This is a genomic window from Paenibacillus sp. 10L310 (assembly GCF_056395745.1).
This window is the reverse complement of the sequence record NZ_JBFTKC010000001.1, coordinates 779242-796011: the sequence shown is the minus strand read 5'-3', so window position 1 is coordinate 796011 and position 16770 is coordinate 779242. Positions and strand designations below refer to the sequence as shown.

Sequence of the window (16770 nt, the reverse complement as noted above, 5' to 3'; positions counted from 1 at the left end):
AGTGAAATAAAATGATGCAGTCACTTTGAAAATAAAAAAAATGGAGCAGTTGCCCGCTCCATTTTTCAGATCATACGTTTATATTACTCGAAAGAAGAATCTTTCGCAGGACGACGTCCTTCGTTACTGCTTGGACGCGGTTTGCGGTCACGGTTGTAACCACCTTCTCTGCTTCCACCGCCAGTGCTGCTGCCGCTGTTACGATCACGGTTGTAACCGCCACGTCCGCTGCCACTGCTGTTGCGATCGCGGTTGTAACCACCACCACTGCCGCCGCTACCACTTGTGCGGTTACCGCTGTAACCCGATGGTTTACGTCCGCCAGAGCGAACATCCGGTTTACGACGTTTTGCACGGATTGGATCTTCAGGAGTCAGATCAACTTGAGCATCTTTCTTGTCACCTGTCAGGAGCTTCAGTGCAGCCGACAACAGTTGAACAGAATCATATTGCTCAAGCATTTGAATCGCAATACCTTTGTATTCGTTCAGTTCGCCTGATTGTACGATTTCCAGCAAGCGCTCTGCTGTCAAACGTTGTTTACCTTCAACCGCTTCTGCCATTGTTGGCAGTGGTTTACGTGGAATACGGTGACGTGTTACACGCTCGATGAAGTGCAAGTGATCAATCTCACGCGGTGTAACGAAGGACCAAGCAGCACCCTCTTTACCCGCACGACCTGTACGACCGATACGGTGAACATAGCTCTCCGGATCTTGCGGAAGGTCAAAGTTAACAACGTGAGTTACGCCAGATACGTCGAGACCACGTGCAGCCACGTCTGTTGCAACGAGTACGTCAATGCTGCCGTCACGGAACTTACGCATTACCGCATCACGTTGATTCTGGGACAAGTCACCATGAAGACCGTCTGCAGAATATCCACGTTTTTGCAAAGCTTCAGCCAATTCGTCAACACGACGTTTTGTACGTCCGAATACGATCGCTAGTTCAGGAGATTCCATATCCAACAAACGGCTCAATGCTTCGAATTTTTGACGCTCAGGTACTTCGATATAGGATTGGTCAATCAATGGTGCACTAACATGTTTCGGAATCACAGAAATGTGTTCAGGATTGTTCAAGAATTGTTGTGCCAATTTTTGAATGTTAGGAGGCATTGTTGCTGAGAACAGCATAGTTTGGCGCTCGTCTGGAACTTGTTTCAGGATGGATTGGATATCCTCCATGAAACCCATGTCGAGCATTTCATCTGCTTCATCCAGTACAACAGTTTGTACATCATCTAGTTTGATTGTTTTGCGGTTGATGTGGTCAAGGAGACGTCCAGGTGTACCAATGATGATCTGTGGTTTTCTTTTCAGTGCACGGATTTGACGCACGATATCTTGTCCGCCGTAGATTGGCAGGGAGCGAAGACCTTTGAAGCGAGTGAGTTTTTCGATCTCTTCAGCAACTTGAATTGCAAGTTCACGTGTAGGTGCCATAATAAGGGCGCGGATTTTCTCGTCACTTTTTGAGATTTTGCTGATCAACGGAATACCGAATGCAGCTGTTTTACCCGTACCTGTTTGAGCTTGACCAATCAAATCTCTGCCTTCGAGTGCCAAAGGAATCGCTTTGGATTGGATCGGTGTTGCTTCTTCAAACCCGAGCTCAGTGATGGCTTGCAGCACCAGTGGTTCAAGATTGAAATCTGTAAAGTTTAAATTTGTCAAAATTATTCATGCTCCTTTTATATGGTGGACATGGTGGACAATCCACTTTGTTGTCTGTATTCTTAAGTAGCGTTAATATTTATAGGGTATCCCAACGGGACGAATTATTTTCACTAACGAATATAATTCCATGAATGGGTCCCCAACATAAGACTAAAACTACATACATGTGTTTGAAACATTTCAAAATTTTATTGCTCCATTTAGGAAAAGTTTCCTACTCAAGAATATCCACAAATTATTATATCACAAAACAATTCAAGATTACCAGCAATCTGGTTTTAAATATAAATGAGGTGATTAAATTGCCCAAAATAATTTGGCACTCTTTAGTGATCATTTTGGGTGCTGCAGCTATTGCCTGCGGCTTCAACTGGTTTTTGGTCCCCCATCAGCTTTTAAGCGGCGGGGTGTCCGGTATTTCAATGCTTCTGGGTTATTTTACAACGTTGAATCTTAGTATAATGTATTTTGTTCTTAACATTCCCCTGCTCATTGCAGGTTGGTTTATTCTTGGACGACGCTTCATTACATTAAGTATTCTTTCGGTAGCAGCCACTTCCTGGTTCATTGCGCTTCTGCCTGTTTTTGCTGTGGCTACAGACCCTTTACTTAGTTCTGTATTTGGCGGTGTGCTTATTGGAATGGGCACTGGCGTTTCCTTCCGAGTGGGCGGCTCCACAGGAGGACTCGACATTGTTGGGTCCATTTTCACGCGTAAACGAGACTTTCCGATTGGTACAGTGATGGCCGGCATGAACGGTACGATCATTATGCTTGCGGGATACCTGAGTGACAATTGGAATACAGCCTTGGCCTCCATGGTATCTATCTACATTACAGGCAAAGTGCTTGATCTGATCCATATCAGTCACGTCAAAGTAACACTGTACATTATTACAAACGAAACCGAAGCCATGTTAAAAAAATTACTTGTTCGGCCTCGTGGAGTTACCAAAATTAAGACTCAGGGAGCCTATACGGATATTGAGAAGGACATGCTCATGACCGTTACCACCCGCTACGAGTTGGTTGAAATTAAACGTATTATCAAGGATACAGATCCAAACGCTTTTGTTAACATTGTGGAAACGGTTGGTGTTATGGGTTCATTTCGCAGAAGTTGAGACACCTGTACGGTTAACAATTCACAACATTGTGGTATAATAACGGTGTACGGCTCCTAAATATGTTGTATAGCAGGTTCAACCCTTCAATTTCACAGGCCATATGCTTTCCCGAATCGCGCCGAATGACTTACCATTTTGGAATTCGAGTAGGAAAGGGTGATTATTGTGGATATGGAAACGGTAAAACTGTTTGAGATTGTCAACAGATGGTGCCCGGAAATGCTCCCTTTCTTGAAACCGAATGAACTCGACTCACTGATTGTCCTCCGGGATGGGCTGGGCATCCTGGAACAGGGAGACGCAATGGAAATCATTCAGTACAGTATTTGTGAGCATCAAAATGAAATTTACATTCAATAATTTTTTTCAGATTGATCACGCCGCTTCTTGCAGGGGATTTCCTCAGCAGGAAGCGGTTTTCATTTTTTCCATGTGTTTCATTACTTGATTAATATGGTTAAAAGCCCAGAGGCTTTAATGTATAATTCATACATGGAATGCACACATAAGGGAGTGGAAATGAATGAACATGTTTTGGGCTTTAATGGCTATGGCCTTTGGAAGCTTTGGTGGTGCCCCCGCAGTGGCGGACCAGGGAAATCCTCAATTCCAATCGTTAACCAACAGTTTTAACACCGCAATTATCCAATCTCAAAAAGATCAGGTTGTTATTGATGCCGATAACCCACCTGCCAAAATTGATCCTCAACCTGATGCACCTGTGGTCAAAGGTATTTATGTAACGGCCTACAGCGCAGGCGGCGCACGTATGAAAGAATTGCTGGAACTGACAGACAGTACAGAACTGAATGCCATGGTCATTGATATCAAAGACGATCTCGGATACATAACTTATCCCACAGAAAACAAAGCGCTTCAGAAAATGGGTAAATCGCAACCTTTTATCCGGGATATCGATGCCTTGATGAAACGATTGCAAAAACATGAGGTCTACCCGATTGCACGTGTCGTTGTATTCAAAGATACGATTCTTGCCAAGAAAAATCCGGAGCTCTCCTTCCGTAACAAGGATGGATCTGTATGGGCAAATGGCAAAGGCGACAGCTTTGTGAATCCGTACAGCAAGGAAGTATGGGACTATAACATTGAGATTGCCAAGGAAGCTGCCAAGCTTGGATTTAAAGAGATTCAATTTGACTACGTTCGTTTCCCGGAAGGTTTCGAAACTCGAGCCGATGTACTGAAATATACCAAATCTGACAAGTCACGCGTCGATGTTGTGGCTGAATTCGTGCAATATGCACGCAAAGAGTTAGCCCCGCTAGGGGTCCGTGTCTCGGTTGATATTTTTGGTTATGCCGCTTCTGTACCTGCGGCTGAAGGCATTGGACAGGATTTTGTTAAAATATCCGAAAATGTGGATGTCATCTCACCGATGGTATACCCTAGTCACTATTCTACTGGCTGGTATGGGGTCAAGGACCCTGACAAAGATCCTTACACAACCATCAAGGGTTCAATGGAAGATACACACAAGAAACTGGACCCTACCAAAGAACTCAAACCTGTCATTCGTCCGTGGATCCAGGACTTCACAGCAAGCTGGCTGGGCAGTGGGCATTATGTCAAGTATGGCAAGAAACAAGTGGAAGACCAGATTCGAGCGATGAAAGACATGGATGTGCATGAATATCTGCTCTGGAATGCGTCCAACCGTTATACATCAGGTGTACAATATAAGTAATCCGCACTCTTTCATACTTCTCATTTCATCCAACCTCGTTCTGCTTGAAGCGGAGCGAGGTTTTTTGGTGTTCATTTTTCTCTGTACACCCCTACTCTGCTTCTGTCCCTATTCAAATTGAACAAAATCCACTACAATAAATAGCTGTCCAGATATGACACTTGGATGACATCTCTTTAGAATAGCGAGGCACTGCCAGTGAACATGAACACAACAAGTTTTTCCCAAAAAGTGAAGCAATTCCTGATTATATTTTTGCCCATATTCACCACTCAAATTGCCCTCTCTGCCATGTCGTTCTTCGACACCAATATGTCAGGCAAGTTTTCTCCGGCCGACCTTGCAGGCGTCGCGATTGGCACAAGTCTATGGATGCCAGTTCAAACTGGACTAAGCGGGATTCTGATCGGTATTACACCTGTCGTTTCCCATCTGCTGGGTTCCAAACGTAATGATCAGATCGGGTATAACGTCATCCAGGCATTGTATCTTGGAATTGCTGTCAGTCTCGTCGTGATCGGAGCCGGGGCGTTGTTACTTGGCCCTATACTGAACGGAATGCCTCTGGAGCCCCGGGTTGCCCAAGTTGCCTTCTATTTTTTGTGTGCACTTGCTTTTGGCATTATCCCGCTCTTCGGATATACAGTGCTGCGCAGCTTCATGGATGCACTTGGCCAGACAAGGACTACGATGTTCATTACGTTGGTTTCCCTGCCCGTTAACATCTTTCTAAATTATCTGCTGATATTCGGTCGCTGGGGCTTTCCACAATTGGGCGGTGTTGGTGCTGGTGTTGCTACAGCATGTACATACTGGCTGATCTTTCTTATTAGTCTCTTTTTTGTCCATCGGGTCGAACCTTTCGCCCAGTATGGCATTTTCCGTCAATGGACCCGTGTATCATTGTCCAAATGGAAAGAGTTACTCAAGATTGGAGTGCCCATTGGATTCGCGACTTTTTTCGAAACGTCCATCTTCGCTGCTGTGACTTTAATGATGAGCCGTTTCGATACCACAACAATTGCTGCCCATCAAGCGGCGCTGAATTTCGCTTCTACGCTCTACATGTTACCTGTGAGCATATGTATGGCTCTTACGATCCTTGTGGGCTATGAGGCAGGTGCGGGGCGTCTGAGAGATGCCAGACAATACAGTCTGCTTGGAATTGGTGGAGCCATCGGACTCTCACTGCTGACAGCGATCGTGTTGATTGTGTTCGGCGAACAGATTGCAGGCGTGTATTCAAACGATCGGGAGGTCATTGCACTTACGCAGCATTTCCTTATCTACGCCATTTTCTTTCAGATCTCGGATGCGATTGCTACACCGACCCAAGGAGCATTACGTGGCTACAAAGATGTTAATCCGGCATTGATCATTACGTTTGTAGCGTATTGGATCATTGGTCTGCCTGTAGGTTACCTAACAGCTACGTATACTTCACTCGGCGCCTTTGGATACTGGATCGGGCTTATTGCCGGCCTTGCCGTAGGAGCAACAGCGCTTCTCTGGAGACTCTTCCTGGTACAAAAACAAGCCGCACTCCGCAAGGCGTAACATTGATATACTCACTCCGTGAAACAACAAAAAGAGCACAATCCACGTTAAAGCGGGATTGTGCTCTTTGCGTAAGAATCGAATTATTGGGACAAACGTTGTGCAAGCTCGTAAGTCACCATATCGAAATCTTTTTTTGTGTTAACCACTTTATCAATATCCGTCAGGGTAAGTTCACCCTTGATAATGCCACAACCTTTGTCTGTCTCGCCTGCGATCAGACTACGAACAGCGAAGTCGCCAAGACGGCTTGCCAAGTTACGGTCGAAAGGTGTTGGCGTACCCCCACGCTGAATGTGACCCAGAACGGTTACACGTGGCTCATACGTTGGGCAACGTTCCATCAGTTCTTTTGCTACATCCTCACCTTTGCCTACGCCTTCTGCAACGATGATAATACTGTGACGTTTGCCATGTGCAAAGTTAGCTTTCATCCGATCTGCTACTTCGTCCATATCAAATGGAACTTCTGGGACAAGAATCGTTTCAGCACCCGAAGCAAGTCCGGCATGCAGAGCGATATCCCCACAGTGACGACCCATAACTTCCACGATGGAAGAACGTTCGTGTGAAGACATCGTATCACGTAATTTGTTTACTGCATCAACTACTATGCTTACAGCTGTATCAAATCCGATGGTATAGTCGGTGAATGAAACATCGTTATCAATCGTTCCTGGCAGACCCATGGTGTTAATGCCCAGCTTGCTGAGTTTATTCGCTCCGTTGTAGGAACCATCCCCACCGATAACAACCAGACCGTCAATGCCACGCGCACGCAGAATGTCCGCACCTTTTTGCTGACCTTCAGCGGTATAGAACTCCTTGCAACGTGCCGATTGAAGAACCGTTCCCCCACGTTGGATGATATCCCCTACACTCCGCAAATCCATTGGGAAAATGTCATTATTCAAAAGACCCTGGTATCCACGTTGAACTCCAAATACTTCGAGACCGTGAAACAGTCCGCTGCGAACAACCGCACGAACAGCCGCGTTCATCCCCTGTGAATCACCACCGCTCGTTAATACTGCGATTTTCTTTACTGCTGTCATGATGTTTCTTCCTCCTCTAGTTTCACTTCAGGCTCCGCAATATCACACCTGACTTACATATTTTTCCGTATCCAGCGACTGAAAATGAAAAAAAATATTCTTGTGATCGGACTATTTTTCAGCAGACGTTTGGATACAACGCGAACTTCCTGTTGTTCGCTGACTTTGGGATCAGACAGGTAAATGGCAATCAGTCCTTCGATGATCATCCGGTGAAAGGAGCTTCCCGGAATCTTCTGCACATCGCTGCGTGCCATCTCCACAATAAAAGCAATTCGGTCCAGCATTGTCTCTACATTCTCATAATAGTTGCAGAAGTTGAGATCTCCCCCGATGCGGTCCTCATCCTGATCAATTAAATAATCGAGCATAATGTGCAATGCGCATACATGTGGGAAATAGGCCGTGTGGATCGAGGCCGCTTGCTCTTCAGTCAACTGATCGTCACTCGCAGCCAGAAACAGCATGAAAACGCCCAGTGTAGAGCCAGTTGCAGCAGCAAATTCGTTCCAACGAAACTGAGGTGTGCGATGGCGATGCTCCGACCACCATTCGAGCAGTGCCGTTTCTCTCAGTTCCGGCTTGATATGCTTATATACCTGCAGGTCCGTGTATAGGCCTGCCAGATCCTGAATTTGGGGCTTGGCGGACGTATAGCCTGGTAACTGACGGGTCAGTTCCTGACATGTGGTCACCAGATTCCGCAGATATCCGCCGTCATCCTGCTCCTCACGGAGGGCATAATAATTGACGGGAATTGCTTCGGGATCTACCGCATCAAGCATGGATTGATGGAGAAGACGAAAGTCATCCGGGTCCATCGACGTGCTGCGGTCGCACAGATTGTCCAAATAATCACTAATAGTTTGATATGAAACGATCAGCGGAATCAGAATGTGTCTGTTTGGCAAATCAGCTAATGCGTAGACGGTTCCGCCTTCACAGTGAAACTGTTTATCCTTCAGACTGGCAAGTGCCTGTGTACGCAATTCCTCATTCGGAATCGCCTCAGCTTGAGCACGCCATCCATTCAGTGCCTTCCGTGTTTCCGGAATGGTGTATTTGTACACCCCTCTCATCAATGCCAGCGGTCCACGCGGATATTGATGACGTTTTCGATTTGATTGGCTCAAAATAAATGTGCCTCCACTTGGTTGAATACGTATTAGAGCGATTTTTAACCATTCCTATTATAATATGATCCCCTTAATTGTACAAATGATCTGCCGCATATTCCGCATAAAAAATCGCATCCGCGCCCAAAGCTTTGTGATATACTAGGCATATTTCATCCATCAAAGGAGTCGTTGACATGTCGTCAAGTGAATCACTTTCGTGGAGACGGTTATTTTCTTTTTTTGTGCCACTTGGCATTTCCGCCTCTCTCGTCACCATTTCTCACGTCATCATAAACAGCACATTAGCACGTTCCGCTCATCCCGAGACGGTTATTGCCAGCTATGCCATCGCCGGAAGCTTGTTAACCCTCACGGAACGCCCCTCCACCCTGCTGCGGCAAACCTGTTCCGCACTGGTCCGCGATCGCCTTTCCTTTCAGGCCCTCACGTTTGTGACCAAAATATTTCTTGCCTGTGTGCTTCTCATTGGGTTTCTTATCGTATACTCTCCCGTTGGTACCGGGGTGTTCAAATACTTGTTTGGTGTAAGTCCGGATCTGCTGAACAAAGTCATCGACGTATATGAAATTCTCATGTATGTAAGTATCTTTTCAGTGATCCGCAACATCTATCAGGGGATCATCATTACGAATAACCGCACCAAGTGGTTAACCATCGGGATGGTATTCCGTTTAGCCGGTATGTACGGCCTTTCCCTCTATTTCATATATACAGACAGCATTAACAGTGGACGTGTAGGCGCTATCATTTTTGCTACTGGCATGATGATTGAAGCGCTTGTCAGCTTTCTGGAGGGTAACAGCATCAAGCGCAAGATGCCAGCCAAGCTTGAGGATCATCCCGTCGAGAGCAAGGGAGACGTATTTCGCTTTTATAAGCCGCTGCTGTTATCCAGCTTTGTAGCGCTGTTCATAGGACCGGTTATTAACATCGTACTTGGCAAAACGACCGGGATCGCACTAGCCATTTCATCCTTTGCCATAGCAAGCAGTCTGATGCAGTTGATGCTAAGCTTCTTTACATACATCCATCAGATCGTGCTGAATTTCTACCTTGTGGACGCCAAATTGGTACGAAAATTCGCACTTGTCACCGGATTTATTCCGTTTGCGATGATGGTTTCGATTGCCTATACCCCCTTAGGACCATGGGTACTCGAAAATGTCATGAGCGTTCAGGGCGAACTGTTGCAACAAAGTCTGTGGACACTGCGTGCGTTCGTCTTATTTCCGCTGATCTTCCCTTTTCTGGATTTCAGCAATGGCCTCATTCTGCTTCGCGGTCAGACGAAAACGATGTTTCGTTCGCAAACGGCGAATGCAATCTGCACGGTAATTGTGCTGCTTATACTGGTTAGTATTTTTCCTGCGTGGAACGGCATGATTGGCGCTGTTGCCCAATCCCTTGGCCTGCTCGCCGAACTCATCATTGTCTGGCTTGTCATCCGGCGCACGAAGCAAGAACCTACGATGTCCGTGCCGAAAGCCCGTAAATCAACATCCCTGAAAGGGTAATAAAATCATTGAATTGTTATCAAGATTGGAGTCTCTCATCATGAAATTAAGTCACAACGCCCGCCCGGATCAGAACTGGTTGCGGGCTCTCATGTTCACCATCTTTGGTTCCACCGTTCTGGTGGTATCCTACTTCCAGCTTTACTTCAGTCATCTGGGCTTCAGTCGGGCTGAGATTGGATATCTCTACGGAATTGGCCCCCTCATCTCTGTGTTCTCCAATATGTTCTGGAGCATGGCCAGCGACCGCTACCAAACGGTACGCAAAGTGATGATCATTCTGCTTGGTGGTCAATTGATCACAGGAATCATGCTCGCCAATGCAACAACTTTCGGTCAGGTATTTGTACTCGTGACCCTGTTTTACTTTTTCTATTATCCGGTCTATCCACTCTCCGATACGATGGCTATTACAACGGCCAGCAAGTACGGCCGAAATTTCACTTCCATTCGAGTCTTCGGATCGATCGGTTATGCCTTCTTTGCATTAAGTATCGGGTATTTCCTTGGATCTTTTGGTCCAGCATGGACGATTTGGGTCTGCGTTGGTCTTGCTGCAACTACACTATTGATCGGTTTTCAATTGAAGGATCAACCTTCGGGAAGCAGTAGCAAAATGGATCTATCGGGGTTATGGGCTATTTTGAAACGCAGAGATGTGCTCACCTTTTTTGGCTGTGTATTTTTGCTTGCCATGGGACATCGCATGAACGAAGCATTTCTTACCATCACGCTAAAAGATCTGGGTGCCAGCGAGGGGCTGATCGGCTGGTCTTTGCTGATCTCTTCCGTAAGTGAAATCCCCATATTTCTATTGCTCAGCAAGTATGGAAACCGTTATAAAGAACTGCCGCTAATTGCTTTTGCTGCACTGATGTATACGGTTCGTTTGCTTCTCATGTCTGTCTCCGATACACCTGCAGCTGTTGTTGCGATTCAGACGATGCACAGTGTTACCTTTGGTATTTTTTACGTTACGGCGGTCCGCTACATCATTCGCCTAGTTCCGGACGGCTACAGAGCTACAGGTATGGCTTTGTTCACCATTGTCTGGTCCAGTGCTTCGGGACTTCTTAGTGGAACGTTGGGCGGACTGCTGCTGGAACATGCAGGCAGACAAACCTTCTATCTCACCGCTATGGCTTTCTCCCTGGCTGCACTAATCGGTTTCGGATTGAAGTTATGGTCCAGCATGACCAATCGTGTCTCGTGAACACACAGGGAAACTTACATCGTATTCAACCGTTATATACACTGAAAATTTTAGAATCAAAAAAAGCACAGCCTCCCATGGGGGACTGTGCTTAGGTTCTTAATATTCAGCTATAAATTTATAATATATAAGAAGTCCGTTAGCCGGATAAATTCTTACAGTTTGTTTACGTTAGCTGCTTGAGGACCACGGTTTCCATCAGTGATTTCGAATTCTACCGCTTGACCTTCTTCCAATGTTTTGAAGCCATCTCCTTGGATTGCGGAGAAATGTACGAATACGTCCTCGCCGCCTTCAACTGAAATAAAGCCATAGCCTTTTTCTGCGTTAAACCATTTAACTGTACCTTTCAAATGAAAAACCTCCTAAAAATATCGCCATCTATGGCGAATACCCTTATTATACTGTATGGGCTTCCATTTTGCAATTTATCTTTCCATAAATGTCGAAAAAATTTGCTTTGAATCGTAGGGTACGGTATCATTTTACCAAAACCGTTAGTTTGGAGACTACCTATGATAAAAAAACATGAAATATACAAAACAGACAAGTGGAATATGATGACCGTAGAAGTTCAAGGCAAATATCTCGTACTGCGAGAAATTTCGGAAGAGTGGGGCGAAGAATGCCATACATTCCTTAGCCGTCCTGCATTAATGCACTGGGCTGAACGCCGTTTTCCAAAAGCAGATTTTGAGAACCGTGAGGATGAATGGCGTCAATTGATGGCTGCCTTCAAAGGGGTCTAACCCATGCAGCTTGACTCAAGCAATGTCGTCATCTTTATTATCCTTGCCTTCTCCCTTGGTATTGTGCTTATTCTGGGACGCAATTCCATCCCGGATCGATTAAGACGGGGAATGGCGCTTATTGCTACCCTGCTCATTTGTTTCGCCTTTTTCCTGATCGTTTATTTTCTGTATAACATGGGAGCCTAATCACGGGGACCCAGATGCTCAAATATTTCAACGTGCCTAAGGTCATACTATACGAGATTATTCGTATCGTAAGGAGGAAGGCCGTTGAAATACCAGAAATCGCTATCTGTTATCCTGGTACTTAGTCTGATTCCTTCGTCTCTCTCCGCACAGGCAAGCGAGACGAAGGCAGCTTCGTCCATACATTCATCGGATCATCAAAGGAGGATTTCCATGAGTCAATTATTGAAACGTTCCGAGGTGCCGGCTGAACATAGCTGGAAACTGGAAGATTTATTTGCCGATCAGAAAGCCTGGGATCAAGAATATGAAGAAGTATCGTCTTTGACCAAGAAGGCCTCCGAATTCCAAGGAAAACTGAATCAACCTGATGTACTCAAATCTTGCTTCGAATTCGAAGATGAGATCAGCCTCAAAATAGAACGCCTCTTTGTGTACGCACGTATGCATCAAGATGAAGACACAGCGAATCCTACATATCAAAACCTGTCCCAAAAAGCCCAGAAATTAGGCGTACGGGTTGGTGAAGCACTTTCTTTTGTCACACCGGAGATTCTTTCCCTGCAGGATGATCAGTTGGACGCATTTATTGCAAACGAAAAACTTTCTGCTTATACATTTACGCTGGAAGAGATGAAACGCGAAAAAGCCCACGTTCTTAGCCAAGCAGAAGAGGCTTTGCTTGCACAGGTAGGCAACCTTTCACAAGCACCACAGACAATCTTCAGCATGCTGAATAACGCCGATCTCAAGTTCCCAAGAATCAAGGATGAACATGGTAACGAAGTTGAGCTGACACACGGCAGCTACATTCAGTTCCTGGAGAACCCTAACCGTGAAGTTCGCGAACGTGCCTTCAAAGCGGTATACGAAACGTATGCCAAACAGAAGAACACAATTGCGGCTGCCTTGAATGCAAATGTAACCAAAAATATGTTCTATGCTAATGTTCGGAAGTACCCTTCCGTGATGGAAATGTCCCTATATGGAGATAACATCCCAACGGATGTGTATACCAATCTGGTAGACACCATTCACGAGAGCCTTCCGTTATTGCATCGTTATATGGACCTGCGCAAAAAGTTGCTGGGTGTGGATCAATTGCACATGTACGATCTGTTCGCTCCACTCGTAGACGAATACAAAATGGATATTACCTATGAGGAAGCGAAACAAACCGTTAAAGACGGTCTGAAACCACTCGGCAAGGACTATGCTGACGCATTGCAGAATGGATATGATAACCGCTGGATCGATATATATGAGAATGAAAATAAACGTTCAGGCGCATATGCCTGGGGCGCTTACGGCACTCACCCGTATGTCTTGTTAAATCACAAAGATAACCTAAACAGTATGTTCACACTCGCACATGAAATGGGTCACGCTCTGCATTCACATTACTCGGATACAACACTTCCGTATCGTGATGCACAGTACACCATCTTCTTGGCTGAGGTTGCATCCACAACCAACGAAGCGTTGCTGATGGATTATCTGCTTAACAAATCAACAGATCCAAAGGAAAAATTGTATCTGTTGACCTATTATGCCGACCAATTCCGTACAACGGTATTCCGTCAGACCATGTTTGCTGAATTCGAGAAAATCATTCATGAACGTGCGGAACAAGGTGACGCATTAACACCACAATTGTTATCCGAGATCTATTATGATCTGAACGTTAAATATCACGGAGAAGGCATGGCTGTTGACAAAGAAATTGAAATGGAATGGGCTCGTATTCCCCACTTCTATAACAGCTTCTACGTTTACAAATATGCTACAGGCTTCTCCGCAGCAACAAGCTTTTCCAAGCAAATCCTGGAAGAMGGCCAACCGGCTGTTGACCGATATCTTGGCTTCCTGAAGAGTGGTGGCAGTGATTACTCCATCAACATTCTGAAAAAAGCAGGTGTGGATATGTCTACACCACAGCCAATTCGTGAAGCTATGAGTGTGTTCAAGGAATTGATTGAACAGATGGAGCAACTAACCAAATAAGGTTGTCTTTCCATGTGACCTACATCCCTTGCCCGTTCGGGCAGGGGATTTTATCATCATTGCAAGATGCAACATACCCGAATATGGGTAATGCATATCTAGTTCTCAATTGTTCAACAAGGAGGCAACACCATGAAAATGCAATGGGCACTCATAGCAGGTCTTGTTTTTGCACTGCTCACGGGAATCTTTGCGGTTATTAATGTGGATTCCGTACAAGTCAACCTGTTATTTAACACGGTACAAATCCCGCTGATCTTGCTGATTCTCGGCTGTACCCTGATCGGTGGAATTATTGTAGGGTCATATGGCATCTATCGCCAATACAGACTGCAACGTGAGAATAAACAATTGAAATTGCGTGTATCTGAATTGGAAAGTTCCGCGACAAGCAAATCTACGTTTGATTCTTTCAAATCGATGGATTCGCTTGACTCAAATGAATCCGACAGCCTATTGGAGAATGATTCGATCCAGAGTCAGCGCAAAGGAAACCCTACGGGAACACTGTAACCAATCAGAGACAGCCTGCTGGCGAGTCAGGAATGGTAGTATCACATTCTCTCCCCCAGACAGGCTGTATTTTGTTTCACACCATACCCATGATCCGAGGAGGAAATTACACAATGAGTTTTACAATTGATGAATCATACGTTCTGTCTTTCCTGAAAAAATTGCTGGACACACCAAGCCCAAGTGGTTACACACATCATATTATCGAGATGATCCGGAAGGAAGCAGCAACACTGGGCATCGCCTGTGAGCTGAATAACAAGGGCGGTGCGGTGCTTACATTGCCCGGACAGGACTCTTCCAAGACAATTGCTTTAAGCGCTCACGTGGATACGCTAGGGGCCATGGTACGCTCGGTTACATCCTATGGCACATTGAAGCTTACCTCTGTCGGTGGCTTTTCGATGCAAAGTATTGAAAACGAATATTGCAGCATCCATACTCGGGATGGAAAGACATACACAGGCACCATTCTCTCCCTTCATCCATCTGTCCACGTTTATCCGGATGCACGTACCTTTGAACGGTCCGAGAGCCATATGGAAGTTCGAATCGATGAGGTCGTCTCCTCCAAGGAAGATGTGTTGAAACTCGGGATCTCTGTCGGCGACTTTATCTCCTTTGATGCTCGCGCAGTCATCACGCCGAGTGGTTATATCAAATCACGTCATCTGGACGACAAAGCCAGCGTGGCTGCCCTCTTTGGCATCCTTGAGTCTGCACATCGTGAAGGCTGGAAACCATTACATAACGTCTCTCTGCTTATCTCGAACTATGAAGAAGTTGGACATGGCGCATCGTATATCCCTGCGGAAATCAGTGAAATGATCGCTGTAGACATGGGAGCTATGGGTGATGACCTGAGCTGTAAAGAAACCGACGTTTCTATATGTGCCAAAGATTCTTCTGGCCCGTATGACTACGATATGACCAGTCGTCTCATTGAACTGGCCAAACAAGATGGGATGAATTACGTCGTCGACATTTATCCCCACTATGGCTCAGATGGCAGTGCAGCACTACGCGGAGGAAACAATATCCGTGCAGCACTAATCGGTCCTGGAGTTCATGCATCTCATTCCATGGAGCGTACACATAAGGATGCTGTCCTGAATACGGCACGATTGCTCGCAGCCTACATTACAACCAAGTAAAACAGAATCATTTTTCTACGAAATCATCATGGTGACATTCATATGTCTTGTCTAATCAAAAAGGCCCCTTCCAAGCACACAATTCGATGTGCTTGGAAGGGGCCTTTGTTGTCATATCTTTTAATCTGCCTGTTCGACATATGCATGATACTTACGATCCAATATCTCTAACTCTGCCTTATGGTCACGCATTTCATTTCTTAACACATGCATGGTTTTCCGAACCGCGCTCAGTCCATCCTTCACCTGACGTTCGGCTTTACGAATTTTGTCTTGAACCATCCAGTCCACGAAGAGGTTATCGAAGAAATAGTCTGCGAATGAAAGCAGACCCCCCAGATGCAGATCCGCATGTACTGCCATCTCTACATCCTCCAGTTCCTTCTGAAAACGTCGTAGACGCTTACCTGCATCCATGATGGCGACCTGAGCGTCATCCATTCTTCCTCGCTTGATATGTGTGGAGATGACCCCACCACCCATCATGTCATATACACCCCAATTACCTGCCGAAGCCAAAGCCTTCTCGGCACGTTCAAGGGCATAGAGCAGGTATTCCCCCTCCCGGAAAGCTTCATCCAGTTCCTGAAGCTCGCTCGCCAGATGTTCCCGATTCTCAGCCATCTGTTGCAATTCCGCATCCTGGTCCAGCAGTCGACCTTCCTTCTTCCCCCACAGCGCGTTGTAATCGCTCTGCCAGTACTGATACTGCCGCCCGCCCTCCAACTCCTGCTCCACATGAATTCGTTGCTCCTGTACGTCTTGTAACATGCGACAAGCGGTGTCGTATGCAGCCTTGCTCTCCATGAGTTCCAGCTCTTCCTTCTCCAGACGCTCTGTCTTCTTGCCAATCAGTTGATAGAAAAATGCCGACAATGTCATACTGTTCAGTCGATCAACGTCCTTCTGCTCCTTCTGGAGATGCTCCAGACGACGTTTTACCTTTGCTTCCCATTCGCTTTCCTCCGTTTGAAGCTTCTCCAGACGTTTGGTCCATTTCTCGTAAATTCTCCCCTTTTCCTTGAGCGCTGCCAACTGTTGATTAATTTCTTTATACATAAGTGTGGTGTTCTCTCCCTTCTATGGAATTCTTTACTTATACAACGTAATGAACATACAGAACGTTTCACATAAAATCGCAAATTCGCAGACAAAAAAATCGCCCTTTT

Annotated in this window: 16 protein-coding genes; 11 read left to right on the top strand and 5 right to left on the bottom strand. The window is 45.8% G+C overall.

The genetic code is table 11. The features are described 5' to 3' along the window. Positions 1 to 83: 83 nt before the first annotated feature. A complete protein-coding gene (cshA, locus tag AC1DE7_RS03900) occupies positions 84 to 1679 on the bottom strand; it encodes a degradosome RNA helicase CshA (RefSeq protein ID WP_047842381.1) in 1596 nt (531 codons plus the stop codon). A 305-nt stretch (positions 1680 to 1984) separates the two neighbouring features. Between cshA and AC1DE7_RS03895 the strand changes: the two genes are divergently transcribed. The 4 genes from AC1DE7_RS03895 to AC1DE7_RS03880 all read left to right on the top strand — a co-directional run bounded on the left by AC1DE7_RS03895 (position 1985) and on the right by AC1DE7_RS03880 (position 6071). Next, on the top strand, positions 1985 to 2806 hold the full coding sequence (locus AC1DE7_RS03895; protein ID WP_036609659.1) for a YitT family protein: 822 nt from the start codon (positions 1985 to 1987) through the stop codon (positions 2804 to 2806). A gap of 174 nt (positions 2807 to 2980) precedes the next feature. Next, positions 2981 to 3169, top strand: coding sequence for a hypothetical protein (locus tag AC1DE7_RS03890; RefSeq protein WP_029880762.1), 189 nt, complete (start codon positions 2981 to 2983; stop codon positions 3167 to 3169). A gap of 163 nt (positions 3170 to 3332) precedes the next feature. Continuing rightward, positions 3333 to 4514, top strand: a complete 1182-nt coding sequence (locus AC1DE7_RS03885; protein WP_036670137.1) for a putative glycoside hydrolase — start codon at positions 3333 to 3335, stop codon at positions 4512 to 4514. A gap of 204 nt (positions 4515 to 4718) precedes the next feature. Beyond that, the gene (locus tag AC1DE7_RS03880; protein WP_340982917.1) at positions 4719 to 6071 is read left to right on the top strand and encodes an MATE family efflux transporter; all 1353 of its coding nucleotides are present in this window, start codon (positions 4719 to 4721) and stop codon (positions 6069 to 6071) included. A gap of 83 nt (positions 6072 to 6154) precedes the next feature. On the opposite strand, the gene pfkA is transcribed toward AC1DE7_RS03880, so the two are convergent. Continuing rightward, a complete protein-coding gene (pfkA, locus tag AC1DE7_RS03875; RefSeq protein ID WP_036609663.1) occupies positions 6155 to 7126 on the bottom strand; it encodes a 6-phosphofructokinase in 972 nt (323 codons plus the stop codon). Positions 7127 to 7179: 53 nt separating this feature from the next. Beyond that, complete coding sequence (locus tag AC1DE7_RS03870) at positions 7180 to 8259, bottom strand: tetraprenyl-beta-curcumene synthase family protein (protein ID WP_017689390.1); 1080 nt, start codon at positions 8257 to 8259, stop codon at positions 7180 to 7182. A gap of 179 nt (positions 8260 to 8438) precedes the next feature. On the opposite strand from AC1DE7_RS03870, the gene AC1DE7_RS03865 reads away from it, so the two are divergent. Continuing rightward, on the top strand, positions 8439 to 9779 hold the full coding sequence (locus AC1DE7_RS03865; RefSeq protein ID WP_127543945.1) for a polysaccharide biosynthesis protein: 1341 nt from the start codon (positions 8439 to 8441) through the stop codon (positions 9777 to 9779). A 40-nt stretch (positions 9780 to 9819) separates the two neighbouring features. Beyond that, the gene (locus AC1DE7_RS03860) at positions 9820 to 10992 is read left to right on the top strand and encodes an MFS transporter (protein ID WP_076249904.1); all 1173 of its coding nucleotides are present in this window, start codon (positions 9820 to 9822) and stop codon (positions 10990 to 10992) included. Positions 10993 to 11147: 155 nt separating this feature from the next. On the opposite strand, the gene AC1DE7_RS03855 is transcribed toward AC1DE7_RS03860, so the two are convergent. Further along, positions 11148 to 11345, bottom strand: a complete 198-nt coding sequence (locus tag AC1DE7_RS03855; RefSeq protein ID WP_017689394.1) for a cold shock domain-containing protein — start codon at positions 11343 to 11345, stop codon at positions 11148 to 11150. A 162-nt stretch (positions 11346 to 11507) separates the two neighbouring features. Here AC1DE7_RS03855 and AC1DE7_RS03850 point away from each other — a divergent pair, with 162 nt between their 5' ends. The 5 genes from AC1DE7_RS03850 (at position 11508) to AC1DE7_RS03830 (ending at position 15601) form a co-directional block, all read left to right on the top strand. Then, a complete protein-coding gene (locus AC1DE7_RS03850; RefSeq protein ID WP_017689395.1) occupies positions 11508 to 11741 on the top strand; it encodes a hypothetical protein in 234 nt (77 codons plus the stop codon). 3 nt (positions 11742 to 11744) lie between these two features. Next, positions 11745 to 11930, top strand: a complete 186-nt coding sequence (locus AC1DE7_RS03845; protein WP_036609669.1) for a hypothetical protein — start codon at positions 11745 to 11747, stop codon at positions 11928 to 11930. 213 nt (positions 11931 to 12143) lie between these two features. Then, the gene (pepF, locus tag AC1DE7_RS03840; RefSeq protein WP_477533889.1) at positions 12144 to 13934 is read left to right on the top strand and encodes an oligoendopeptidase F; all 1791 of its coding nucleotides are present in this window, start codon (positions 12144 to 12146) and stop codon (positions 13932 to 13934) included. A gap of 132 nt (positions 13935 to 14066) precedes the next feature. Further along, entirely contained in the window at positions 14067 to 14447 is a 381-nt protein-coding gene (locus AC1DE7_RS03835) for a LapA family protein (RefSeq protein ID WP_477533769.1), read from the top strand. A gap of 113 nt (positions 14448 to 14560) precedes the next feature. Beyond that, positions 14561 to 15601 carry a M42 family metallopeptidase gene (locus tag AC1DE7_RS03830; protein ID WP_477533768.1) on the top strand — a complete coding sequence of 347 codons (1041 nt, stop codon included), beginning with the start codon at positions 14561 to 14563 and terminating at the stop codon, positions 15599 to 15601. Between the two features lie 120 nt (positions 15602 to 15721). Here AC1DE7_RS03830 and AC1DE7_RS03825 read toward each other — a convergent pair whose 3' ends face one another. Then, positions 15722 to 16660: a hypothetical protein gene (locus AC1DE7_RS03825; protein ID WP_036670128.1), complete on the bottom strand. Its 939-nt coding sequence runs from the start codon at positions 16658 to 16660 to the stop codon at positions 15722 to 15724. Between the last annotated feature and the right edge of the window lie 110 nt (positions 16661 to 16770).

Bases quoted from the DNA above. Each gene is read 5' to 3' on its own strand.
- AC1DE7_RS03890 (WP_029880762.1), top strand. From the start codon at position 2,981: ATGGAAACGGTAAAACTGTTTGAGATTGTCAACAGATGGTGCCCGGAA.
- AC1DE7_RS03885 (WP_036670137.1), top strand. From the start codon at position 3,333: ATGAACATGTTTTGGGCTTTAATGGCTATGGCCTTTGGAAGCTTTGGT.
- AC1DE7_RS03880 (WP_340982917.1), top strand. From the start codon at position 4,719: ATGAACACAACAAGTTTTTCCCAAAAAGTGAAGCAATTCCTGATTATA.
- pfkA (WP_036609663.1), bottom strand. From the start codon at position 7,126: ATGACAGCAGTAAAGAAAATCGCAGTATTAACGAGCGGTGGTGATTCA.
- AC1DE7_RS03865 (WP_127543945.1), top strand. From the start codon at position 8,439: ATGTCGTCAAGTGAATCACTTTCGTGGAGACGGTTATTTTCTTTTTTT.
- AC1DE7_RS03860 (WP_076249904.1), top strand. From the start codon at position 9,820: ATGAAATTAAGTCACAACGCCCGCCCGGATCAGAACTGGTTGCGGGCT.
- AC1DE7_RS03850 (WP_017689395.1), top strand. From the start codon at position 11,508: ATGATAAAAAAACATGAAATATACAAAACAGACAAGTGGAATATGATG.
- AC1DE7_RS03845 (WP_036609669.1), top strand. From the start codon at position 11,745: ATGCAGCTTGACTCAAGCAATGTCGTCATCTTTATTATCCTTGCCTTC.
- AC1DE7_RS03835 (WP_477533769.1), top strand. From the start codon at position 14,067: ATGAAAATGCAATGGGCACTCATAGCAGGTCTTGTTTTTGCACTGCTC.
- AC1DE7_RS03830 (WP_477533768.1), top strand. From the start codon at position 14,561: ATGAGTTTTACAATTGATGAATCATACGTTCTGTCTTTCCTGAAAAAA.
- AC1DE7_RS03825 (WP_036670128.1), bottom strand. From the start codon at position 16,660: ATGTATAAAGAAATTAATCAACAGTTGGCAGCGCTCAAGGAAAAGGGG.